Source organism: Hymenobacter lucidus, assembly GCF_020447265.1.
Taxonomy (GTDB): Bacteria; Bacteroidota; Bacteroidia; order Cytophagales; family Hymenobacteraceae; genus Hymenobacter; species Hymenobacter lucidus.
Window position 1 is genome coordinate 24290 of the sequence record NZ_JAJADR010000015.1, and the last position, 23347, is coordinate 47636.

Below are 23347 nucleotides of genomic sequence, written 5' to 3' on the forward strand. Positions count from 1 at the left end.
GTACACGGCACGCCTGCTAGTAGAGTACTATATCTGCAGTGTTCAGGGCCATGTTGATTGGTACGATAGGCTTTCTTATGCGGGGGCTAACTGATTGAGGAAGTCAAAAAGGCCGTCCGGCTGGCGCTCCCGGAGGAAGAAGTTACGACAAGCCTGGCAGGCACCCATTGGCTGTTATTTTCTGCTGCAACCACACTTGGGTCTAGCAATATTGACTTAGGTTGGACTCTGACATTGCCGCACCTGTGGGTAAAAGCTACACCTTAGTGGTGCCATAATAGAGCATCATTGGTGCCCGCAGAGACTTAGCGTCGTTTTATCCCCCGTCGCTATAAGAAGGCATATTATAGTTTACCAGTGTTACCAGTATTATTTATGTTACTAGTATTACAACCCTTGTTAGTTGCGGTTCTGAAATTCGGCTAATTTTGCGCTGTAGTCAAGTTACCGCGCTCCTGAGCCCTCAGTATGGACATCGAAGTCGTCAACAAAATCAAGCATCTCGCCATTATTGCCCTCGCTTCCGATGACGAGCTAAGTGAAGCCATTGTGCTAAAGGGCGGTAACGCCATCGATCTAGCCTACAGCGGCCAGCAGGGCGCGGTTTCGCGCACTTCCTTTGATCTGGACTTTTCCCTGGCCGACGGCGACTTCCTGGAAGACCTACAGGTCATTAAGAATAGAATTGAAAAGACGCTGGTGCAGACCTTCGCTGAAAACGGCTACGTGGTTCTGGAATACAACTTTGTCATCAAACCCAAAGTCAAGCCCCAAGTAGCTGATTTTTGGGGTGGCTATCTGGTTGAGTTCAAAGTGGTGGAGCAGCACGTGTTCGATCAGCCGCTTGTGAATCCTAAAGCGCAGCGGCGGGATTTCATCCCCCTGCGCCCCAACAATTCCTCGAAGTTTCAAATCGAGTTCAGCAAGTTCGAGTACACGGGTGTAGGTAGCAAGCGGCCTATTAAAGTAGATGGCTACACGGTCTATGTGTACACGGCGGAAATGATTGTATTTGAGAAAGTACGGGCCATTTGCCAGCAGCTTCCGCAATACGCCGAGATAATTCCTTCCCATACCCCAAGGGCCCGGGCCCGGGACTTCTACGACATTCACTTGATCATGGAGTCCCAAGGGGTAACCTGTAGCTCCGCCGAAAGCCGGACCCTGCTGCAATTCATCTTCGACGCCAAACGTGTGCCGATGGTGTTCCTACAGGAGATGATAAGCAACAAGGCCATCCACCGCGACGACTGGGAGAACGTTCGGGCGACGGTTTCCCAAACGGAGGAAGTACAGGACTTTGACTTCTATTTCGATTATGTGATTAATGCCTTTGGAGGAATCACAGCCCTTTAGGGAAGTAGAGTCGCCAGTCAGTGGAATAATCCATCTCCTTCATATCATACGTCAGGTAGAAATCGAACGTCTTCGGGCGCTCGCGTAGTTCGTCTAATTTCTTGCCTTGGTAGCCGGCACGCTCCAGATAGAATCCTACTGCTTGGAAGTAAGGGTAGATGAAATCCAACGCATCGAGAGTGGCCACCAGCTTATTTAATGAAAGTTTGCCCCGGGCATTGCGGTAGGCATCCAGAACGGCAGAAACGCCCCCCGCGTAGCCGGGCCGCACAGTACTGTCGAGAAGAGTGCGCTCCACGTTGGTAGATGGAACCCCGTCCAGCTGATGCACACCTATGCGGTTCGTAAAACTGCCGTTGAGCACCATAAACGTGAAATCCCCGTAGCGGATACTGGCTGTGGTACGGCGCTGGGGCTTGGAGAAAGCCGCGTCAATGCCAGCCTGCGTTAGGGATGCCTCCCGTTGAGGCTTCTTAGTCTGCTCAAATGTCACATAAATAATCTTTGGCACCTGCGTGGTGAGGCCGTTCATCCACACGGCCGAGTAATGCGACAGATAAGCTCTGGGGGCCAGCGCCGTGGCAATGTGCAATACCGAAAACTCGTCCTGCACATAGAGCTCTTTTGAGGGCAAATACCCTTCAGACTGAAGATTTAACTTCTGCAATACCCCCTTAGCCAGCAGCTGGTCAATTAGCTTTTCTTCCGTGGTAGTTGGCGCAATGTTCCAGGTCTCCCGTTGCTCCTCCAATAGGGCAACCAGTTGCAGCTTGGTAAAGACCTTCTTGGAGTGATGCTTAAAGAAGGTCCGTATCCGAGCTTCTGCGATAACAAACCGTGATTTACCAGCCATAGCAACAGTTTGGCAATCCTAAAAGCAGGAAGTATATATACTTCCTGCAAAGTTAACTTATAAAAAGCAAAAAGTCAAATTCCTGGCCGATATGCCAATTAATAAGGTCCAGTAATGCAATATTACTCAATAATACAAAGTGTATACACTTTGTATTACGCAAAGTTAAAGCACTTTGTTCACTGTTGCAACTTTTGTATGCTATTCTGGTGCATGAGGTACCAGCTTCTAGCAGGAGTTACTATATGATCGTGGCATGAAACCGCGTTGCCGCGTCGCGCGGCAACGCGGTTTGACTGAGGGCGAACACTGGCGGTAAAGGAGGTGATTCATAGCTCTGCAGCAGCTAAACGTGAACGATGTAACTGACCAAGCATCACGCGTGGCTACATGAAGTGGGGATAGGCAGGTTGCCTTGAAGCACCGGGGGGCATGGTACATCCAGTACTCACGCGCACTCGGGTCTTCCCATTTTTTTCAAATTTGTTGGGAGAACCTTGACCCTGGTTTGTGGGCAGTTCGGGACGTAGTTAGTCGACTTCGCGTTGATTACCATGAGTAGAATTTAGGGGATCAGGGTGCCCTTTTTCAGCACATCAACTACTCAAGGCTCGCCAGTACCGGCGGGCCTTTTTTCTGTCCTTTCGGCCCCGTGGCCTACGCCCTAGCTTTATTGGAGCCACTCGGCTTCTCGAAGAGCAACCGCTATAGTGTGACCATGAAAAAGCTGGTACTACCTAACGGGAAACGCCTTGAGCGCATTCTGCTCTTGGGTAATAAGCTGACCGAGTTTCGACGGATCCCGCAGAAATATTCAATCAGAAGAGAAGAGCACGACGCTCAAAAACCTCATTTGCAACCAATGAAGGCACATTTGCCAGTTTCGTCCTACGCACCGCCTCGACTATTTTCTAGAATGGGGCTGAAAGACCCGAAAACCAGCTCTCAGCCGAGATATATACTTCAGCAACCAAAACACTCCCATGACCGAGAACCTACTCAACCTTGCTCTACAGCTGATGCGCGACATCATCCAGCATCCGACCATTCTGGTTTGGGCAAGCATCCTCATCATCGCCATCTGGGCGACCAGCCAGCTCTTTCGATACACTGCTGAGCTCATCAAGGTGTGGCGTACGCCCTAACACGGTGCCACTGTCTGCCCACAACAGCCAGTCGAAGTGCCCGGACCAGAAAGTCAGCGACGCTTTGGCCCTACCCGGCGACGTTTTGGCGCTGGCCGGCTTTCTCCTGCCGATACAGCCCCCGTCCTTTACAACAGGGCAGCCAGCAGGTAGAAAAAGCCAGCCTTGCAACAAGGGTTGCTGGAAAGCTTGGCGCTACTACCGGCACCTGGTTCCTTTACCAACATCGCGCAGCCACAGGCTAGCACTGCGCGAGCCCATGCAAAAGGCCCGTGTTACAGCACGGGCCTTCGCCAGGGTCTACTTGCATAAGCACTCACCAGTACCTAACCCCACCATATGGAGCTAGAATACACTACAGATGGCAAAGGAGCGCGGACCTTCAAGTTCAAGCTCTCCCTTGCTTCCATCATCGGCTGGTTCTCTACCTAAGAGTACCAGCCTCCGGCCCAGCACCAGGGATTGAGCCGACGTGACCCCTTGTTGTTGAAAGGCTCGTTGACAGACGGGCCTTTGTTCGTTTACTGCGAAAGATAGAGTAAACGTCGTCGTTTACCATACTACTAGACACATTCCAGGAGTCTAGTCGGCGTTCAGCTTGGCTGTCCGGCGTACAACGGGTGAGCAGTATGTTTGCTTTCGGCCACTGCCAGTGAAGCCCCAACGATGACCGTATAATCTGATTGCCCTTCTTATAGAAGAACTTGCAAACCCCTTCTACGGACGAAAATGTACGAGTTCGGGCAGTGACAACTCTAAGCCTTCGGCCAAGCACACTAATACATCCAGTGTTGGAGCCGTCTGCGCCGTTTCGATGCGATAGATCGTCTTTTTCGTGATATCAGCTCGGTCCGCTAACTCCTGCTGGCTCCACTGGCGTGCTTCCCGCAACATGCGCAGATGGCGGCCAAACGCAAGGATACTGTCCGGTCTTTTCACTGCTGCAAGCTCAGGCTACAGTAGCTTAGCTGCGTGGACACATATGTCCTATACAGCAAATTATTCTTTACCTTTACTTCATCCCCTATCAGCTACTTTACGCGCACCTTACTCATGCCATCCTCCTTTCCTGAGACTCAGTTACCCTACAAAAGCATCCCTTACTCACTGGCTTCGCCCGCACTGCAAGAGCAGGCACTTTCGGTAATTCGACAGGTCTTCCAAAGCCGTTTTTCTACCCTTACGTCTTCGCAATGGCACCAAGTAGCCACTGCCTGTTATCCGGTGTTAGAAGTAGAAGGTATGAGTGTGGAAATCCGATCAGATGATTTTGCACGTCTGGCTACGTATTTGTTTCTCCAGCATACCGATACAGACGCTCCCGAAAGTCTCGCCTACTGCAGCGCCTCTCGGCACGTTGCCTACAAACTGGCCGGAGTCAGCCGACGAGCGGCAGATACGCTGGCGCATGTGTCTACATTATGCGAAGCGGAGAAACCGGAAGCCATTGATCTATACCGCTCCGTGTTGGAAAGCGTAGCAGGCGGCGATGCCATAGTCAACAGCATTAACCTAGCCTTTGCCTTCCTAACTGATCATAACCCATCAGTTCGCCGGGCCTATCCTCACCCAATTACCAGTAGTTCCCAGGAGCCGATCTCGAGTAATTCACAGCCGGCTAAAAAGCGTGTTATCAAAGAACTGCCTGAGCAGTGGGATCACCTGCAAGCGTGGTTTAAACAAGCGAATGACCCAGCCCGGCCATGGAACGTGTCGGGCATCGCGCGACAACTTAGCATCAATCAATCCGTTGTGCGGGCGTTGCTGACAGCGCCTAAAGGCACCCAGGGCTATAGTCGTACAGCGTTTAGCAAAGCTCGATTACGGCTTTTACAACGTTATTTCAGGTCATACGGCTACACGATTTCGTCACCGTACTCCAGAGCATAAATCGCCATCTTACAAAGGTCAACTTGCGGCTCTGCTGAAGGTGCCAGGCAGTCGTCTTAATGAGGTGCTCAAGGGCAAGAGTGCGTTTACCTGATACTTTGCCAAGCGACTGTACACAAGCTACTCATTCTTAAGAGATTCGTCTTGGAGAATGCGTAACCTCTCCCTGAAGATTTACTATTGGGGTGAGCTAAGTCCAAGAAAAACATCTAATTTCTTCTGTTTGTCAATCCTTTCAGAAAACGTAGAATAGCGCACGGTAGAACATAGATTAAAGGGAGCCATTTCATCTATTCATTCCTAGCAAGGAGCCCGCTATGTACACAGTGTTCCCTTTCACGGCCAGCGCGGCATAGTCTTCGTACTAGTGGCCCATCGCTACTAGCCAGGCCAGTTGGTGGGTAGCGGCGCTCCGCTTGGTTACAAAGGCATTGCTACCCAGGTAGGCAGGGCCATCCTCAGGGCCGCTATTTTGCTCGTTGCAATACCCCAGAACACCTACCAGGTACAGGTCGCCGCTAGCTGTGGCGGCGGTGGCCAGCACGTCGTAGCCGGGCAGCGGTTCCATATTTTCCCAGGCCGGCGTATGCGTACTGGCGGGGACTTGTGCGTCGGCCTTAGCGCTGGCCAGTATGGCCATTAACGATACAGCACCTGTTTCATGGCTGCAAGGTAGGGCCACCTCTATAACATTGGGACCATACTTTCAACCAAGGCCAAAATCGGTATTCACGCTGAGCGAACTGCTGAACAGAAGGAAAGAGCGACCGGAATGGTTGATATAAAAAGACCTTCTAGTGGATTGAGAGAGCTTTGTTTGTGAAATCAATATCCGTAGCACGACAGTCTACCTCATCTTCACAGTGTGGGGAGCAGGCTAACCAGTTTTTTCCGATGTTCCTCAACATAACGTTGGTGCTGCTCGGTCTCGACTCTTTTGATGCCTTCCGGACTGAGCGTTATGTGGGTGTAATTGCTCAGGCCCAATTCACGCATTGTCTGGTGGACGGCGGCTGGGTTATCAGGGTTGGGTAGATTTATTGGTATTCCGTTGCCAAACTGGTTATCTGTAGGCGCTGCAGAATATGCTTCTGTCAGTCGTGAAGGTGGCAGAATATTAAGCCGAGTACGATTGCCAACAATAGGCTTGCCATAATCACAAACGGCCATGCCGAAAATGATGCTTGCTATTGGGAGCGGTTTAGCTACGCTCAGCATTGCTATGAGGTCACTTCGTTTCCACGTTCCGTTAGGTACAGATTTATCGTCTGGATTAAGTCGTGGAGAACCGCGCATGAAATCGTAGGCAGGCTCGTGGAACACACAGGTTGAGCCAAATCTTTTAAAGCCTTTTTTTGATGGTGCGCCCACTGGCTGTTCAGAAAAGAGCTGTTCCCAGATTACGACATCCGAACCAGACCAAGTCTGCTGGCGGATTAACTGGCTTGAAAAGTGAGAGTAATGCGCGGGAAACGGTGATACACGCAGCTTTTTGGTGCGTGTATCAGGGTTGTATTTGGAATCCCATCGGTCCGCATTGCCTGACTTGGTACGATAAATATGCTGGTGGCCACCAAACATCCGGGGCCATTTGGCTTCAAACAAGCCTATTTTGTACAGTACCTCATCTGAACCGGAAATTGGCCGACTGAGAATAATAATGCCATCACAGCCAAGCACTTTTTCGTGAGCTGGTGGCATGGTATAGGAAGTGATGGGGCCATCGAAGGTTGACGGGGGAAGGCCAATTGAGGAAGACAAGCGGCTGTTCTGGATCGTGCCGGCTGGGTAGCGCAGGTGCGTTGCGAGGTTGGAAACGTAGTCGCGCTCAGAAGTGATAAAGCCATCGGCTAGGTCATGACGGCAATTGGCATCGTGGTACTGGAGCAAAAGTGCCAATTCATAGGCATCGTGAGCAGAATAGAAAGGAACCAAGCTCATACTTTAGATGGGGTAGAAAATAGGTCGAAAGAGTGGATTGAATTGGCTTTGGGCCCAATGATACGGACGTGTTTGCGATGCGGGGCAAGCTTCGTATGAGTTGCCTCTACTTAACTCATTGGCTCACTAGCGGTAGTACACTGAATATAGCCTGGCGGCAGGCCATAAAGTAGGACCAAGATGCGTTGCTGCTCGCACCTGCAACTCCACGTTAAGTCATAAATTACGTTGGAGCCGCTTCAAAGCTGTACTGCTGGACGGTGCTAGCTTTTCTGGACTGGAGGAAGTCAGGCTCGAAGAAGACCTTTCCATCCAGGTGGGATTTTCGGTTACCGCTCTAAACCGTGCTCCTTCGTACGATCACGGTTCTTTTCCCGTTCTAAAGTATTGGCGGCTGTAGTACGGGTCGAGTAATCCTTTGGGCTTTCTTGCAATTCAGTCTCCACCGAACGCTTGACCTTACTCAGTACGGAGTTAATTTGCCCAATAGTATCCCAATCGAACCGGTAGCTTACTTGGACGATTACCCGCTTAGTAGGTAATGGCTCTACTGACCAGACATTGGCACCTGCCTTTTCCAGGTCCGCCTGAATGCGGCCGGCCTGCTCAGCATCACGCGCTGTGATGATACCATGGAGGCTGCCAGGCTGCTGCGCTAGTTCCTGACGGCGCTGTTGTTCCTGGCGTTGCCGGGTGCGTTCTATCGCCCATTGCAACTGCTCGTGCAGTTCTTTCCCATCTGGCTGTAGCGCGGCTAAAGGAAACTGTATCTGGGTCCTTTGCTCGCGCACAAGGAACTGCTGCTGGTCCGTCTTATGAACTGTATACCCATTCTTTCTGAGCACCTCGTCGACCTGTTGTGCGCCCGAGACAGACCCCTGCAGCAACACTGCTACCACGTTCTCTGCTCGCTTACGACTTTGCTCCTGCTGCTGGGCGGCCCACTCCCGCAGCTTGGGGCTCAAACTTTCACCTTGTGCCGTGCGAATGATCAGTTGTTGATATTGCTGCTGAACGGTAGCCAGGGCCGCCGACTTTTCCTCTAACGCTTGCGTCTTTTGGTATAAGGCCACAGCGGCCTGCATCTCCGCCTTCTTACTCGTGGCCAACTGCTTTTCCAGCACCCGGGCCCGGTCATGGTCTAGCGTGTTCGCCGTGGCCACGACTGCCACCTGGGTGAGCTTGGCATTGACGGCCGCTACCTGTCGAGCCAGGTGCTCGTTCATCCGAGCCTGCTCACGCTCCAGATAGGCCTGAGGACTCACATGGTCCTTCAGCTTCATTGGCGTTAGCTCAAAGGGTTCATGCTTTAAGGGAGATGCGGTCTGGGCCAGTTCCTGTTGGGTCGTTTTCTGGGCCCCATAGTGGCGCCGCACATCCTCATGAATGGCAGTGCTGTACATGACACCTCGCTCTAAACCATGCACAGCCATGGCCTTCGCATAGTCTGTCTGCAGCTGGCGCAGGCTGGCTGGGCTGAACACATCACGACAGGATAAGCGCTCTTTTGGTCCTATCGGCTGGCCGTCTTTTTGACGTTGTTGCTGCGTGATAGGAACAACCACGGCGTGAATGTGCGGGGTGATTTCATCCTGGTGTAGCGTGCAACTGATGACGTTTCGTGCACCGAACTTGTCTTGTAAAAAGGCAACATTGTCCCGCAGCCATGTGGTGTCTCGCCGGTCGATTGCTTGACCGTTGGCATCGCGTGGGAAAGCTTCCGGGCTGGCCGTCAGTAGCACCTCCACAGCCCGCACGGCATCCTTACGTAGTCGAGGTAGTTGCAGCTCAGCGATGCGCTCACTGGCTAAGTCCCAGTAGTTAAGCTGCTCGTGATTGATGAGCTCTTGATTGCGACTGAACTGAGTTGGATCTGCATTGGGGGTATCTTGCCCGCGGTAGTTGTGCAGGGTGGCACTGGTAGCCATCTCGCGGCTGGTAAGCTTACTGATACGCAGAATTGCATAAGCCATAGGAAGTATAGTTGTAGAGGACACCTACGTAAAGCAGGTAGCCAAAGTAGACAAAACAGCCACCGTCATTTTATCCAATGCGTAGTGGGTTATACATTGAACAGAAAAGCCAGCCGAGCTATCAGAACGTTTCTATCTATTCTCTATTGCTACCACCTTCTGAAAGAAGGTATATCCCCCTGCTAGTTTGATAGCAAACTGTTGTCCAGAACCTTGAATCAATTCATTTTCAGGGAGGAATCTGGTTGCTTACTTAAAGCTTAACTATCCCCTCCCCTACTGCTTCCGTAGCCGCTGGGACTGCAGGACTAGTACCTGCGGCAATGTCAACTCACCTCGTACATAGCGCTCTAATAAGGTAAGCGTTTCCAAGCTTACTAAGGGGATACTGGCCTCACTGATGCCCGCCAACTTCTCAGCTTCCTCTACCCGCTCCAACCAGCTTTGATGTTCAGCCTGCGACAGACGCTCAGGGGGCAAAGGAAAATATGGGGCGTTCATCAGTATTGTAAAATACAAGAATAGCGAATCGCCTTCCTGGTTGTGAAGTGTAGCAGAAAACCCAAAGTTGTTACCGCTTACTTGGGAATGCCGCGACGGATCTTCTGTTTGCGGCTCTCTTCCTGCTGTCGGATATGAGCTGGCCGTGCTTCTATTGTAGCTCCTTCAAACAGACGGTCCAATGCATCATGTAAGGCTTGTTTCTGGGTGTATTCGTATTGCCCACCAGTGCGCTTGGTATGCACATAGTCCTTTAGCCGATCAAGGTATTGCAGGCCAAGAATGAACGTCTGGCGTACATCAATATCTTCGTTTGTAACATCGGTAACACTAGAATCAACTACCGTAGCTAGACTTTTAGTATTACTCGTGTTACTACTGTTACTTTGTTTATCGACAGCTTCGGTATTATTGGTGTTACTGGCAATATTTGTGTTATTGGTGTTACTTGAACTACTAGTGTTACTGATACTACTAGCTACTCGGTTCGTAGCGGGGTGGTCTTGCTCAAGGAAATCAAGTATGTCTTTTTCAGATGTGCGTTTGGGGGCTTCCAGTTTAGCGGCGAGCTGTTTGAAGGATTTTGCCATGGTGGGCTACGTTAGCGGGTGAGGATTTCCTGGACTAAGGTTTCGTAATCAGCGGCGCCGGCACTCGTTGGTGCGTAGGAGAAGATGTCCTTGCCCAGATGAGGTGCTTCCCCCAGAGCAATCGTCTCACGGATGGTGCTATTCAATACCAAGTCAGGATATTTGTCGCGCACAACCTCGGCCGTTTCGCGGCGTAGCACCTTACGAGGGTCGAAGCGGGTGAAGAAGATGCCACCAACGCTTAGGGTAGGGTTTAGCCGACGCTTCACCCGTGCAACCATCTCCAGCACTTTCTCCAACCCTTCTGTCGCATAGAGCTGCGCCTCCAAGGGAATGAAGAGCGATGTAGCACACGCGTAGGCATTCAGAGTAATCAGGCCAAGAGCAGGAGGGCAGTCGAGCAAGATGTAGTCGCACCGTTCTTGCAGTGGCTCTAGCAGATCCTTAAGCAGAAACTCCCGGTCTAGTTCATCTCCCTTTACCTTCTCGAAGCTGGAGAGTGCCGCAGAGCCAGCAATCAAAGCCAGGTTGTCCTGGATAGGGTAGGCCTTTACTTTGTACTCCTGCAGCAGAGCTCCGTAGACATTGAACTCGGCATCCACCAAGCCTAGCCCGTGAGTCAAATTGATTTGAGGATCTAAATCAACGAGTAACACCTTTTGCCCGGCCCGGGCTAGGCCAGCGCCAATGTTGGCTGTAGAGGTAGTCTTACCTACACCTCCCTTTTGATTGGTAAAAGCGATGATCTTGCTCATGCGGCAATACTACAATATTATTTCGTGTTATGCATGTTACAAACTTATCTATATGTTACTGATGTTATTGATGTTACTTAAAACAAGTATTTAAGAAAGTCATATTAGCTTGACTCTCGATAGATGATCTGCACTGGACGAGCATAGGCTTTTATGCGACAGGATATCATTCAGCCCAAAGTAATCCGTTACTGCCTCTGTTGGCCTTATGATTACTGGGCTAAAGCGTATCCATTTCCAATTAGGCCTTTAACCATAGCAGCTTACAGAGGCCACAGGCTTTCATGAAGAGTAGCTACAGTTATTTATCTCCTTAAGTCTACCGGTTTTAAGATATAAAACTCTGGAGGGCCAAACAAAGGAATCTGGATTCCAGGGGTGTTACCGAAAGGATAGGTTTTGTAAGTCAAGTTCCGAACACCGGAACCCGGCTTCTCCACAGGAACCTGTCTTAATCAGCAGCTCGGGTTTATACTTTCGTTCATGAAACTCTTACTCTTAGCGCTCTAAAGGTGATTATGGAGCAACCGGTGGCGCTAGTCAAGGACTCCGAAAGGATAGAAATGGTAAGTCGTATGTCTAAGTTCGGGGCAGTGTTAGGAAGCTTGCATGGGTAAATACTGCCTCCCAATGCTGTAAGCGCTTACCATTTCTATCCTTTCGGAGTGGGCTGCCTGTTTTGGCTTACCATTTCTATCCTTTCGGACAATTGAAGAGCTGGTACTTGGTAGTTGTATCCTTTCAGGCTTCCCAACCGGGAGTAGTCAGGGGTCGGCTTATTTATCGGCTTAGCGACTGGAAAAGTATTGAAAAACCCACGCTTAGAAGTGCATATGGCCAATTATTGCGATCTTCTAACCAATGGAGTTAGAGAAAGTGGAACAAGAAAAGGTCTCATAAGTAATAAAAAGTACAAATTTTTCTTGAAATAGTACAAGCCATTTTATGCTATAATGTGCTCCCCTTTTTGTTGTTTCTCTGCTTCGTTCTTCCCGTTTTGTACCCTTTAAAAGCTTTTTGGATTTCGAACATCAACAAATTTGTGGGCTTTTATTATTTGTTAAGTATTTACCCTATTTGCAGGGCTCATAAGTAGTTGATTTCTTATCCTTTATACCGTGCAAAGGATAGAGATGGTAAGCGAAAGGATAGAGATGGTAAGTGGAAAGGATAGAGATGGTAAGCGAAAGGATAGGAATGGTAAGCGAAAGGATAGGAATGGTAAGCAATTGGGATAGAGATGGTAAGCTAAAGGATAGAGTGTAAAGGAAGTCTTACCTTATCTGCTGCAAGTTGCTTATATTGGGCCGTAGAAGCTACTTATTTCCGTTATTATGAGCGTACCGGCCACCTCTGAACCCTCCTTCCTGGAAATCAGGCAACACAATGCTATTACGACGGCCCGCTATGAGATGAGTGCCTGCGAGATGGACATTGTCTTCTCCCTTTTATCGGTGCTGCGCAAGGAAGATAAGGCCGGGACTATTTACCGCATCCGGGTGAAAGAGCTGGAGCAGCTCACGGGTCGGGTCTGGAACTACCAGCGCCTGCTGGAGGCCACCTCCAATCTGCGCAGCCGTGAATACCATATCGAGGACAACAAGCACGTGCTGCAAGTAGGCCTGCTGGCCTCAGCTCTCTACATCAAGGGGGAGGGCATCATTGAGCTGGAAATCTCCGAGCGTATCCGTCGCTACCTGATTGATTTGAAGAATAACTTCACGTCTTATCGCCTGCAGTCGGTCTTCAGCTTGTCCAGCAAGTACGCCAAGCGCATCTACCAGATTGCCTCCCAATGGAAGGACATTGGGGAAACCAAAACCTTCACGCTGGACGAGTTCAAAATCATGCTTTCGCTCAAAGACCCCAAGGGCCAGCAGCCGGATCAGTACGAGAAGATTTCGGCGCTGCAAAAGTACGTGCTAGACGTGGCCGCCAACCAGATCAACGAGCACACCGACCTGCGCATCAAGTACGAGCTGCTCAAGAAAGGGCGCTCCTACCAAAGCATCAAGTTCTACGTCAACACACAAGTACCCCAGCAGCTCCCTATTCCCTTTGAGTTGGAGGCTGATGACGCTAAGATACAGTTGGCTCGCAAGCACCTAGATACACTAGGCATTGCCAAACTGGAGTTAGTACAACAGATTCTGAATGAGGCACGGCTCGTAGACGAACTATTTAAATTCATGTACAAGCTCAAGACGGATAAAGTAAAAGCTGATCGTAATCCAGGTGGCTTATTCTTAAAAATTCATGGGCTACGGTAACCAGAGTGATAGCCTCTACATATCAGATGTTACTTTCTAAACACTAGTAACATCAGTAATATAATGTTAACTGATTTAGATCCCTCTCTTTGCGTTACAGGGTAAATGCTTACTTTTCAAAGCCAGTACCTTTCTACGCTTATTGCTTTTGCCTGAATGCGCCGCCTTATATCGACAACAGTACTTTTAACCGTATCCTTAACGCATGTCAACTGCCAATCCATCAAAAAGCTGGAGCGGCATTCGCTTAATCGCAGTCACATCACTGAAGTGAAAGGCGATACGGTAGAAGTCTTTGATGTGTCTTCCAAGCAGATCCGAGCTACAAAGCGCGAAACGTATTACTGGTACGCCCAGAATCGCATTAATCACTCTGTAGCGAACTACCAAGGAAAGCTGTTGCACGGCACCTTCATGCTTCTGCACCGCAATCAGCAGTTGTTGATCAGCGGGCACTTCAGCCACGGCTTAAAAACAGGACACTGGCAAGCCTGGTATCCCGATGGAACCTTATCTCAGACCTCAAGCTGGAAAAAAGGGCGGCTCAAAGGAAAAATCACACACTTTGACTTAACAGGCAAGATCATCCCTGCCACGTCGCCAGCTGGGTCTTCACCTATCCTAGCGGACACCAGCAGTAGGGCTAAAAACAGGTGGAAAGGCCTGATTCGGAAGCGCAAAAGGAAACAAGCGACAACAACTGGTATCCCTACCGCAGCCGATAGAATCACGGCTCCACGCCAAGTGCTTTTCCTTACCGGGGTCTATGCCGGCGTGGCAGTATATGCTGCCGGAAAATGATACCACACCAGACTACTAGCTACGGTAGTCCCAAGCGCATACAGGCTGGGGCGCTACTGCTTGTGCTGGTTATCGGAATCGTCATTGCTGCCCTACTTCTATCGCTGGTATACCTCGCTGCCGGCCGGGGTACGCTGCTCAGGCTGGAGGCCCAGCGTATCGTACAGCGCCGGAATCTTCAGTCCGGTTTGGCCTATTTGGAAGCGGCCGCAGCCCTGCCGTACTTCCAGGCGGTGGATTTCGATCTTTTCGGAGCGGAAAAGGATTCGGTACAAGTAGAAAAACGCCCCTGGGGGGTTTTCGATACTGGAATCGTTGTTGCGCATCAAGGAACTGAACGAGATACCCTGCTTGCTTTGCTCGGGTGCCACTTTGACGAGACAGGGCGCGCGGCACTCTACCTGGCCGATACCAATACCCCGGTAGCGGTAGGGGGGGGGCAAATCATTGGTACTTCTTATCTACCCAAAGCCGGCATCCGTCCCTATGTTGGAGGACTGGTCACGAATCCTGCTCCGTCAGCTAGCATCCGCGGACAGGTGCGTGAAAGCCAACATTCGCTTCCGATAGAAACAGCGGATGTCATTCGCCAGCTGTCAAAATATGATATTGCTCAACTGCGCGAATGGCTCCCGCCAGCCACGCAAACCCGCTCTCTGGCGCGCGTGATGCAACACTCATTCGCTGATCTGCCGCTGCTTGTTGAGCATACCACAACCAGCCCCCTGGCACATGTGAGCTTATCGGGAAACATTATCCTTACCAGTAACCAGCGGCTGATAATCGAACCCACGGCGCAACTCAACAACATTCTGCTTATTGCTCCCGTCATTGTCTTCAAGAAGGGCTTTTCCGGGCAGGTGCAGGCACTGGCCCGTGATACCATCATTCTAGAAGAGGGGTGCCGCCTGACTTATCCCAGTGCCCTGTGCGCGAGTTCCTCCACAACCAATGCGGTTGTGCTGCTGGGAGCAAACAGCGCGGTTAGTGGGGCCGTTCTCGCGGTCAGTACTGGCCCCAACCTCTACGGAGCCACGATTCGCATGAGCCCCGGGGCACTGGTTGAGGGGCAAGTCTTGACATCGGGCCAATTGGAAAACTGTGCACAGGTACACGGATCGGTCGTTGCCCATCAGCTGCTGTACCGCACGCCATCAACCTTCTTTACCAACTACTTCATCAATGCCACTATCGACCGGCCGATCCTCTCCCCTCATTTTATAACTACTCCCATTCTTAATTCTGCCAGTAAAACGGCTGTCGTCTCATGGCTGCAGTAACTTCGCGGCGTCTGGCTGCCTCGTCTTTAGTTGAGGTAATCGTGGCAGCGGCCATTTTGGTGCTTATCCTGGGAATGGGACTAGGCGTATGCGCCAGGCTGGCGCTTACGGGGCCAAACAGGATGCGGGTGCAAAGTCAGCTGGTGCTACGGCAAGTTGCCGCTGAAACCATTCGTACCCGTGCCTGGCGCACCCAAACAACGATTGTGGATGAGTTTGAGGTTGAGCAAGAGGTACTAGCCTATGGCAACCTTCCCCACTTACTCGAACTTCGCCTTACGGCCCGTGTCGGGGAGAAGACGATGGCTCAATTTCAGCAGCTGGTATATGCTCACCCGGACGTTACGCCTTAGATCGTTTACCTTGGTGGAGCTTATGCTGGCCCTGGTATTGAGTGCCCTGATCTTTGGCATGGCCTATGCCGGCCTCCGCATTGTGCAGCAGCAACAGCAGCTATTCCAGCAAAAGGCCCAGATCCTGGGCCAGGTCAGCACCCTGCAAACAGTCCTCATCCGCGACTTTGACCGCGCCTCCTCCATTACCGCCGTGGATAACCGGGTGCAATGCACGCAGCAAGCACGTATGGTGGAATACCATTGGCTTGACTCAGTGGTTACCCGGCAGCAGGGGGAAGTAACCGATACGTTCCAGTTGCCCTTACTCAGCGTTGACTATTACTTTCAGGCGCAGCCACAACAGGCCGGCTTGATCGATGAGGTAGCGCTGGCAGTAGTAGTGCTCAAGGATACTTTCCACCTGCAGGCGGCAACTACCTACAGTGCCGGCCAGCTGCTTTTACGGACATCACACAAATGAGTGGATTAGATCTTTCCAAAGTGCGCGCTGCTCCGGCAAGGATTCGTCCGCCACGTGCTCGTTCCTTGGGGGCTTTTCTAAGCCGGGACATACGCTTGGGTAAGCGCCTATCCGATAAGCAGCGGCAATCCTTGTATGTCGAAGTGGGAATGCTGCTAAGCGCCGGCGTCGACATCAAAACCGCCTTGGACATTCAGGTTCAACAGCTGACAGGCAAAGCTGGTACCCTGCTGGCCTCCATCCGGGACTCGGTCGTCGCAGGCAGCACCCTGTCAGAGGCGGCTCAGCAATCCGGGGAATTCTCCGCCTATGAATTCTACAGCCTACAGATCGGCGAGGAAACGGGACGCTTGGTCAGCATTCTGCAGGAGTTGGCTCACTACTACGCGCGGCAGATCAAGCAGCGCCGCCAGCTCATCCAAGCTTTAGCTTACCCGGTCCTGGTGATGGCAACGGCGGTAGGAGCTGTCGTATTTATGCTGAATTTTATCGTCCCGATGTTCTCTGATGTCTTTCGACGGTTTGGCGGACAATTGCCCCCACTTACCCAGACCATTGTAGGGCTGTCAGCCTTTGTACGGGGGCATGTATGGCTGGGGATGCTATCTGCGACCGGCCTGCTGGCGGCGTGGCGGCTTTTCTGGCGTGTACCGGGCTATCGTTACCGGATGAGCCAAGCCCTGTTGCGGGTGCCGATCCTGGGGCCCATCGTATTGCGCGTATACCTGGTTCGCTTGTGTAGTTCGTTGAGCTTGCTGAGTAGCGCGCACGTTCCCCTGGTGCAGGCCTTGGCCCTGGCCCGGCAAATGATAGGCTTTGCGCCCCTGGTACGGGCCTTGGAAACGGTGGAGGCGCAGATTATGCAAGGCACTGCTTTGCATACAAGCTTAGCGGCCTTTTCCTTTTTTGAGCCGCGGTTTATAGCCCTGGTAAAAGTGGGCGAGGAAGTAAACCAACTGGGGCATTTTTTTAGTCTTCTGGCGCAGCAGTACAGTGACGAGGTAGACCATCGGGCCGCATTGCTGAGTAGCACACTAGAGCCGCTGATCATCATTTTTCTCGGCTTGGTGGTCGGACTCATTCTGGTTGCGATGTACCTGCCCATATTCCAGATGAGCAGTGCCATTGGGTAGAAGCGCAATGGCTATTTTCTATCCTGTTTAGGTAGGTAGAACAATAGGCATGCCGTGGGCGAGTACAAACGTTCTGCTATAGTTGATCACTTGTACCAATTGTGCTGCCACTTTATCGGGGTAAACAACACATCTGTTTTTGCACCTATCTGATTATAAGCATTTTAATATCATTTTGTTTTACGATACGATATACATAAATAAATGTTACAATCTTTATTGTTGTTGACGATAAAATCCAATAGTATTGCAGAAATACTCTACTAGCTTCTGATTCTAATTGCCTTGTTTATTCACTCTAGGCTACCCATTCTTACTTCTTGCTTATTCGCTTTCCTGGCTTGTGTGGCACTAACTGGTTGCCAGCAAAAGGCGCCTCAGGATGTCGCCTCGTTGGCTATCTATCTGGCTGACCCAGCCAATGGCTTAGTCCACGAACACACCGCTAAGCCTTGGCATCTGATGCTCAGGCTATTGCCGGACTCCTTCTTAACCCAGCTGCAGGGGGACGAAACGACACTTCCTGCCCGGGCTGAATCACGCTTTGCTTCCCAAACGATTACCCTTAAGCTACAAGTAGCGAGCCTCGAAAAAGGTATACCTGTCCAAGAGCTTATGCAGCAATACCCGGTTGCGGGTACAGCTACTACCGATGCACAGACCCAGCTGCTGTACCACATGCAGGATGCCGGGCATCTGAAAATCAACAACAAGGTTATCAAGCCACTAGCAGCCTTTGCGGAAGTAACGGCCCAGAGTGATCAGTCGGTAAATATCGTTTTCGTCTTCCCTTTTACCAGTGACGTTCTGGACGGGTGCCCCCCCGTTGATTTTGTCCTGGACAATGCTTTTTTCCTAGCTGATCCTATCCGGTTTCACTTCGCAGCGAAGGATATTCTGGCCGTGATGCCATGATATAATTCTACCTACTGACTATGTCTTTTCTGTATCGTTCTGCTACCCGCAAGCGGATAGCAGCGTTTCTCTTGTGCCTGATCCTATCAGAGATTGGCTTTCCTTCCGTTAGCTACGCATTAACCGGCGGGCCGAGTCAACCGGAATTCTCTTCCTTCGAACCCGTTTCCACCAACCAGATGGTGGATGAGTTTACGGGTGACTTCACGTACAATCTACCCGTAATCAATATTCCGGGTCCTCAGGGCAGTGACTATCCCTTATCCTTATCCTACCATAGCGGTGCTACTCCGGAAGAGGAGGCCTCCTGGGTCGGCTACGGCTGGTCGCTCAACCCGGGGGCCATTACCCGGAATACCCGCGGCTTTCCGGATGATTTCAAGGAAAGCAGTGTGCACTACTGGAATAAGAGCCCACGTGAATGGACGGCGACTAGGGGGGTGGGTACCTCCGTGGAAGCTTTCGGCAAAGATTTCGCCAATGTAAATGCATCCATCCGCTATAATAACTATCAGGGGTTTGGTTACAGCGTCGGGGCTGGTATTCCGATTGCCAAGGGCGTTGTCAGCCTGGGCTACAACCTTTCGAATGGCCGGGGAAGCTTCTCCTTGGAGGTCAGCCCGGCTGCCATTCTGAAGCGCTACGCTACAGCCCATGAGGAAGCAAGCAAGCGGACGGACGATTCAGATAATAGCTTTAAGAAAAAGCTAAAGGACTCGCTGGGTAAGTCGGTCCGGAAGTCTTCCACCATAAATTCGGTTAGCCTGATCGGCGGCAACTTTGGAATGTTCAGCTTCTCGGAGGCGGTAAGGTCAAATCACGTAACCGGCTACAGTGGAGCTTCCTACAACGTTACCACAGGCCTAACTGTTGATCCTATTATTATTCCCTCTGGTTTCTCTGCGAATATGTCGGGTAGCTATAGCTGGCAGGAGAACACCAAGGACGAATATGCGCCAGCTTTCGGCTACATGTATAGCAATGCTGCGCTAACGGAATCTGCGGTAACGGACTATACGCTGGAGAAAGACTCCCCTTACACTAAACGGGACGTTTTCTTAGGAATCCCGTTTAACAGTGCCGACAATTTTGGGGTGAGTGGAGAAGGCGTTGGGGGCGGGTTTCGCTTATACCATGAAGATGTAGGGGAATTTGTTCCTAATACAAAATCCAGTACCACAAAGATTTTCAACGTATCCCCGGAAGTGAACCTTGGCACCACCTTTGGGTTAGGGGTGGACGTGGGAGCGGGTTGGCAGACGTTCACGGAAGGCCAGTGGCAGAAACCGAATGCCCGCGAGAAATTCTCTGGTCTTTCAGAAGATGCGCCAGCAAACACCACTCCCTCTTCTACTAATAGAGAAGGAATTTCTTTTCGTTTTGCCAATGACCTGGGTGGCAGTTGGTCGGCAACGGATACGGATTCTGATGAGCCCGTAACCGCCAGCATAAACTCATCACTGCTATCACACAGTCTGAATAAGGATCAGCTTAATAAGGAGCTGCATTATCCCGACCGGGCGAGCAGGTCGGGCTATATCGGCTACCACACCTTTGCGGACCTCTATGGTACACCGGCCACGACCCTGCGCCGCTCGCGGGCTTTCTCCCAGCGTACTGATCTGCCGATCACGCCCGCCGGCGTGAACGGATCTATGCTCTGTGAGATGTCGATTGCCACTGCTACCGGCGCGAACTATATCTACGGTCTGCCCCTGCTGTCGAGGAAAGAAAGGAATTTGCAGTTTGGCGTGCAGGGCGAATCGTTACCCAATGATAAATACTTGGTGTACAGCAACAAAGGCGAAGACGCCTTCAAGGTAAAGGTTGGCGAAGAGCGCCCGGCAGCCTATGCTAACAGCTTCCTGCTTACGGAAGTACACACCCCCGATTATGTTGACCGGCGTATGGATGGCCCGAGCCCCGATGACTTTGGGGGGTATACCCGCTTCAACTATACCAAGTACTATGGAAGCGGCAAGCCATCCTGGTATAACTGGCGCATTCCCTATAAGGGACTTTTGTATCAGAAAAACTCTTTGTCTGACCCCTTGGATGACATGGGTACCGTGTCTTCGGGTGAAAAGGAAATTGCTTACCTGCAGTCTGTCCAGACCAAGACGCATACGGCCATCTTTACAACCCGTGACCGGATAGATGGCCTGGACGCGGAAGACGAAGCAACGGCAAAGACGCAGACAGCTGCCTCATCGGCCTCAAAGCATGCACTTCAAGCCCTTGAGAGAATCGATTTGTATGCTAATACGGATATAATCCTGGACCCTGCAACGGGCAAATGCACTGCTAAAACTGGTGCAAAGCCGATTAAAACAGTGCATTTTGACTACGCGGCTACGGGATTGAGTACCGGTTTGCCGAATGCAACAAACGGCGCGGGCAAGCTAACGCTCACCAGAATCTGGTTTGAATTTCAAAATATCCCGACCAAGATCAGTCCCTATACATTCTCGTATGCCTATCCTGATTTTACCAAGTATCCTGAAAAGTACAAGCAGGGTAAAGACGAGATTATCAGCGGTTTCTATCGAAATTCCTCGCCTCAGCTAGCCCAGAACCCGATCTACAGCAACTTCAATCTCGATGCCTGGGGCAACTACCAGGCGGATGGCCAGACGCGGTCTCAGAGAATGCAGCCCTGGCTTGACCAAAAGGACCCTGAACCGACATCGACTTTTGATCCGGCCGCCTGGCAGTTGAAAGTAATAACGCTGCCTACGGGCGGGCAGATCCATATCCAATACGAGCAGGATGACTATGCCTACGTGCAGGACAAACCCGCCCATGCAATGGTGGCTCTGCAAGCTGGGGAAATATCTCCCGTGGGCAAGTTCTTTTTGGACTTAGCCAGTATTGGCGTAGCGGGCACTGATGCGGAGCAGCTGCGCGCTACGGCCCGCGCGCTGAAAAGGGAATACCCCGACAATGGCGGACGCAAGATCTACTTCAAGTTTTTGTATGATCTGGCAAATGGGACGCTGCCAGACTTCAATTCGTGTAATGCCGACTTTATCTCCGGCTATGTCACAGTCAAACGCACTGGCCTGGAAGGGAACCGCCTGTTTATTGAAGTAGATGGCAGCAACGACAAATACACCCTACCCCGACAAGTGTGCAAGGATTTCCTGCAAACGCAGCGGGCGGGCAAGCTCGTGCCCGGCGGCAGCTGCAACCCCAATGCAAACCGTCTGGATGACGGCGACCAGGATGCCGTAAAGATTGTGCGGCAAATGGCCGAGTGGCAAAAAACCATCTGGACCCCAGCGTCCCAGTGCGCATCGCTGAATCCGGCCTATTCCTACTTCCGCATTCCGTTGGCCAAGCCCAAGAAGGGAGGAGGGCTGCGGGTAAAGCGGCTGCTTACCTACGATGCCGGCTTTGATGGCAAACCCGTACTCTACGGCAGCGAGTTTATCTACCGGATGGAAGAGAACGGCCAGGTTATCAGCAGCGGCGTGGCCACGACGGAGCCGGGGGGAATGCGGGAAGAGAATATCCTGGTCGATTACCTGCCCCGGCAGAGCCAGGGAGTGCTGTCCAAAATCATTGCCGGCATAGACCGCAAGCAAACCGAAGGTCCGCTAGGAGAAAGCTTACTACCCGCCCCCTCCGTGGGCTATGCGCGCGTGGTCACGCGCAACATTCATAGTGGGCGTACTTCCACCGGGTACTCGGTAAGCGAGTTTGCTACTGCGCGCTCGTATCCTATGCAGGTTCGCAAAACCGTGCTCCAATCGGTGCTGGAAGAGCGGAACGTGTATGCCGTGTGGCTGAATGACTTGGTTAACAATGCCTGGGCGGCGCAGGGCTTCAGCTTTATCCTGAACAGCATGCACGGGCAGGTTTTGCGCAAGGCTACCTACCCGGGCGATTACCACGGGCTGGCTGGTGAGAGTAAGCTTTCCCCCATCAGCCAGCAGCGCTACAGCTATTTTGAGCCGACCAAGTTTGCAAGCAACGGATCAACCACGCCGGCTGAAGATATGACGGTGCAAAGTGAGCCGGGTGAAGTCTTGGAGAGTATGCACCCGGGCCGGGAAGTAGATATAACAAGTGCCCAGAAGGCGGTGACGGATAATATGGTCGACCTGAGCTTTGAGGCGGATCTAACCTTTTCCTGGGCATTCGTGCCGCTGACCTTTAATACCTATTTCCCCACCCTGACGCATACCCAGGCCGAGTTTTATACGCATGTCACATCCAAAGTAGTACGGTACCCAGCCGTCGTCAAGCGCGTGGAGACGCTGCAGGACGGCATCGTGCATACTTCCGTCAACATGGCTTTCGACAAATTCACCGGTCAGGCCGTGGTGGTCAAGTCGACGGATGAGTTTGAGGGAGGCTACCTGCAGGCCTCCGTAATGGCCTCCTGGCTGTATCCGGAGCTGCAGCCCAAGTTTGGGAATGAGAATCTGGTAATCAAGTCCACCAGTGGGATGAGCATCGCCCGCGGGGACGACAACGAAATCTGGCTGCAGTTTACGGGCGGCGTGTGCGACAATCTTGGGCGCCTGACCAAGGGTGACCAGCTCGAACTCAATAGCAACACGAACTTCGTGTGCTTTACTGGAGCTCCTGACTTTATTCACAACCGTATCCGACTCTACCCCGCCGGCCTGCCCCACACCAACTCTGCGGCCTCAGGCTTCACAACTGCATTTCTACAATCCGCCACGACGGCCCCTATCACCCGGGTTCAGATTGTGCGCAGCGGCCACCGCAACCAGCTGAGCACCCCCGCCGGGGCGACGACGTACCATCAGACCAATTACGAATCGCTGTGGCTGCCGAACAGCCCTGCCAAGCACGCTGATGGCAGTGAGCATAGTTTTACCGACGATCTGAACACTTGGCTGGCTTCCACGGCGGGTACGGGTACCAGCACGGTGAGTACTACCCTGCCGGGCTCGTCTTATGCGGGAGTGAACATGACGGCCTACGCGGCAAAGCTACCACCATCTTGTGTGCCCGACCCAGCCAATGCTACTATCAGCCAAGTGCAGGTAGCCCGCCAAATCACGAATGGCCAGATGCGGCTCACGATTAAGTCATTCCAGGCCCGTTGTGCCAATGGCAGCTGGGTGCTGGTGAAGAATTGATTGCAAAGTAT

17 protein-coding genes are annotated in these 23347 nt (G+C 51.7%); 10 read left to right on the plus strand and 7 right to left on the minus strand.

Annotated elements, in window-relative coordinates; genetic code table 11:
* Window positions 1–468 precede the first annotated feature (468 nt).
* On the plus strand, window positions 469–1356 hold the full coding sequence (locus tag LGH74_RS24270) for a nucleotidyl transferase AbiEii/AbiGii toxin family protein (RefSeq protein ID WP_226180691.1): 888 nt from the start codon (window positions 469–471) through the stop codon (window positions 1354–1356).
* On the opposite strand, the gene LGH74_RS24275 is transcribed toward LGH74_RS24270, so the two are convergent.
* Window positions 1343–2209 carry a type IV toxin-antitoxin system AbiEi family antitoxin domain-containing protein gene (locus tag LGH74_RS24275; protein ID WP_226180693.1) on the minus strand — a complete coding sequence of 289 codons (867 nt, stop codon included), beginning with the start codon at window positions 2207–2209 and terminating at the stop codon, window positions 1343–1345. The genes LGH74_RS24270 and LGH74_RS24275 overlap by 14 nt on opposite strands.
* 983 nt (window positions 2210–3192) lie before the next feature.
* Between LGH74_RS24275 and LGH74_RS24280 the strand changes: the two genes are divergently transcribed.
* Complete coding sequence (locus LGH74_RS24280; RefSeq protein ID WP_226180695.1) at window positions 3193–3354, plus strand: hypothetical protein; 162 nt, start codon at window positions 3193–3195, stop codon at window positions 3352–3354.
* 717 nt (window positions 3355–4071) lie between these two features.
* Here the strand turns inward: LGH74_RS24280 and LGH74_RS25265 are convergent.
* Window positions 4072–4293, minus strand: coding sequence for a helix-turn-helix domain-containing protein (locus tag LGH74_RS25265; RefSeq protein ID WP_226180697.1), 222 nt, complete (start codon window positions 4291–4293; stop codon window positions 4072–4074).
* A gap of 114 nt (window positions 4294–4407) precedes the next feature.
* Between LGH74_RS25265 and LGH74_RS24290 the strand changes: the two genes are divergently transcribed.
* Window positions 4408–5244 carry a hypothetical protein gene (locus LGH74_RS24290; protein ID WP_226180699.1) on the plus strand — a complete coding sequence of 279 codons (837 nt, stop codon included), beginning with the start codon at window positions 4408–4410 and terminating at the stop codon, window positions 5242–5244.
* A 364-nt stretch (window positions 5245–5608) separates the two neighbouring features.
* Here LGH74_RS24290 and LGH74_RS24295 read toward each other — a convergent pair whose 3' ends face one another.
* The 5 genes from LGH74_RS24295 to LGH74_RS24315 all read right to left on the minus strand — a co-directional run bounded on the left by LGH74_RS24295 (window position 5609) and on the right by LGH74_RS24315 (window position 11004).
* Entirely contained in the window at window positions 5609–5812 is a 204-nt protein-coding gene (locus LGH74_RS24295; protein WP_226180701.1) for a hypothetical protein, read from the minus strand.
* Between the two features lie 290 nt (window positions 5813–6102).
* The gene (locus tag LGH74_RS24300; protein WP_226180703.1) at window positions 6103–7185 is read right to left on the minus strand and encodes a hypothetical protein; all 1083 of its coding nucleotides are present in this window, start codon (window positions 7183–7185) and stop codon (window positions 6103–6105) included.
* A gap of 329 nt (window positions 7186–7514) precedes the next feature.
* Entirely contained in the window at window positions 7515–9158 is a 1644-nt protein-coding gene (gene mobV / locus LGH74_RS24305; RefSeq protein ID WP_226180704.1) for a MobV family relaxase, read from the minus strand.
* 578 nt (window positions 9159–9736) lie between these two features.
* Window positions 9737–10249 carry a hypothetical protein gene (locus LGH74_RS24310; protein ID WP_226180706.1) on the minus strand — a complete coding sequence of 171 codons (513 nt, stop codon included), beginning with the start codon at window positions 10247–10249 and terminating at the stop codon, window positions 9737–9739.
* An 11-nt stretch (window positions 10250–10260) separates the two neighbouring features.
* Window positions 10261–11004: a ParA family protein gene (locus tag LGH74_RS24315; RefSeq protein WP_226180708.1), complete on the minus strand. Its 744-nt coding sequence runs from the start codon at window positions 11002–11004 to the stop codon at window positions 10261–10263.
* 1334 nt (window positions 11005–12338) lie between these two features.
* On the opposite strand from LGH74_RS24315, the gene LGH74_RS24320 reads away from it, so the two are divergent.
* The 7 genes from LGH74_RS24320 to LGH74_RS24350 all read left to right on the plus strand — a co-directional run bounded on the left by LGH74_RS24320 (window position 12339) and on the right by LGH74_RS24350 (window position 23336).
* Complete coding sequence (locus LGH74_RS24320; protein WP_226180710.1) at window positions 12339–13274, plus strand: replication initiation protein; 936 nt, start codon at window positions 12339–12341, stop codon at window positions 13272–13274.
* 156 nt (window positions 13275–13430) lie between these two features.
* Window positions 13431–14075 (plus strand): toxin-antitoxin system YwqK family antitoxin, encoded by a 645-nt coding sequence (locus LGH74_RS24325; protein WP_226180712.1) that lies wholly within the window; start codon window positions 13431–13433, stop codon window positions 14073–14075.
* A 188-nt stretch (window positions 14076–14263) separates the two neighbouring features.
* Window positions 14264–15355 (plus strand): hypothetical protein, encoded by a 1092-nt coding sequence (locus LGH74_RS24330; protein ID WP_226180714.1) that lies wholly within the window; start codon window positions 14264–14266, stop codon window positions 15353–15355.
* 327 nt (window positions 15356–15682) lie between these two features.
* The gene (locus LGH74_RS24335) at window positions 15683–16171 is read left to right on the plus strand and encodes a PulJ/GspJ family protein (RefSeq protein WP_226180772.1); all 489 of its coding nucleotides are present in this window, start codon (window positions 15683–15685) and stop codon (window positions 16169–16171) included.
* 149 nt (window positions 16172–16320) lie between these two features.
* Window positions 16321–17304: a type II secretion system F family protein gene (locus LGH74_RS24340; protein WP_226180716.1), complete on the plus strand. Its 984-nt coding sequence runs from the start codon at window positions 16321–16323 to the stop codon at window positions 17302–17304.
* A gap of 345 nt (window positions 17305–17649) precedes the next feature.
* Entirely contained in the window at window positions 17650–18219 is a 570-nt protein-coding gene (locus LGH74_RS24345) for a hypothetical protein (protein ID WP_226180718.1), read from the plus strand.
* Window positions 18220–18239: 20 nt separating this feature from the next.
* On the plus strand, window positions 18240–23336 hold the full coding sequence (locus tag LGH74_RS24350; protein ID WP_226180720.1) for a hypothetical protein: 5097 nt from the start codon (window positions 18240–18242) through the stop codon (window positions 23334–23336).
* Window positions 23337–23347: the final 11 nt, after the last annotated feature.

Coding starts and splice junctions, on each gene's coding strand:
- LGH74_RS24320 (WP_226180710.1), top strand. CDS start 12,339: ATGAGCGTACCGGCCACCTCTGAACCCTCCTTCCTGGAAATCAGGCAA.
- LGH74_RS24315 (WP_226180708.1), bottom strand. CDS start 11,004: ATGAGCAAGATCATCGCTTTTACCAATCAAAAGGGAGGTGTAGGTAAG.
- LGH74_RS24340 (WP_226180716.1), top strand. CDS start 16,321: ATGCTGCTAAGCGCCGGCGTCGACATCAAAACCGCCTTGGACATTCAG.
- LGH74_RS24270 (WP_226180691.1), top strand. CDS start 469: ATGGACATCGAAGTCGTCAACAAAATCAAGCATCTCGCCATTATTGCC.
- LGH74_RS24290 (WP_226180699.1), top strand. CDS start 4,408: ATGCCATCCTCCTTTCCTGAGACTCAGTTACCCTACAAAAGCATCCCT.
- LGH74_RS24325 (WP_226180712.1), top strand. CDS start 13,431: ATGCGCCGCCTTATATCGACAACAGTACTTTTAACCGTATCCTTAACG.
- LGH74_RS24300 (WP_226180703.1), bottom strand. CDS start 7,185: ATGAGCTTGGTTCCTTTCTATTCTGCTCACGATGCCTATGAATTGGCA.
- mobV (WP_226180704.1), bottom strand. CDS start 9,158: ATGGCTTATGCAATTCTGCGTATCAGTAAGCTTACCAGCCGCGAGATG.
- LGH74_RS24295 (WP_226180701.1), bottom strand. CDS start 5,812: ATGGAACCGCTGCCCGGCTACGACGTGCTGGCCACCGCCGCCACAGCT.
- LGH74_RS24335 (WP_226180772.1), top strand. CDS start 15,683: ATGCTCACCCGGACGTTACGCCTTAGATCGTTTACCTTGGTGGAGCTT.
- LGH74_RS24310 (WP_226180706.1), bottom strand. CDS start 10,249: ATGGCAAAATCCTTCAAACAGCTCGCCGCTAAACTGGAAGCCCCCAAA.
- LGH74_RS24275 (WP_226180693.1), bottom strand. CDS start 2,209: ATGGCTGGTAAATCACGGTTTGTTATCGCAGAAGCTCGGATACGGACC.
- LGH74_RS24350 (WP_226180720.1), top strand. CDS start 18,240: ATGTCTTTTCTGTATCGTTCTGCTACCCGCAAGCGGATAGCAGCGTTT.
- LGH74_RS24280 (WP_226180695.1), top strand. CDS start 3,193: ATGACCGAGAACCTACTCAACCTTGCTCTACAGCTGATGCGCGACATC.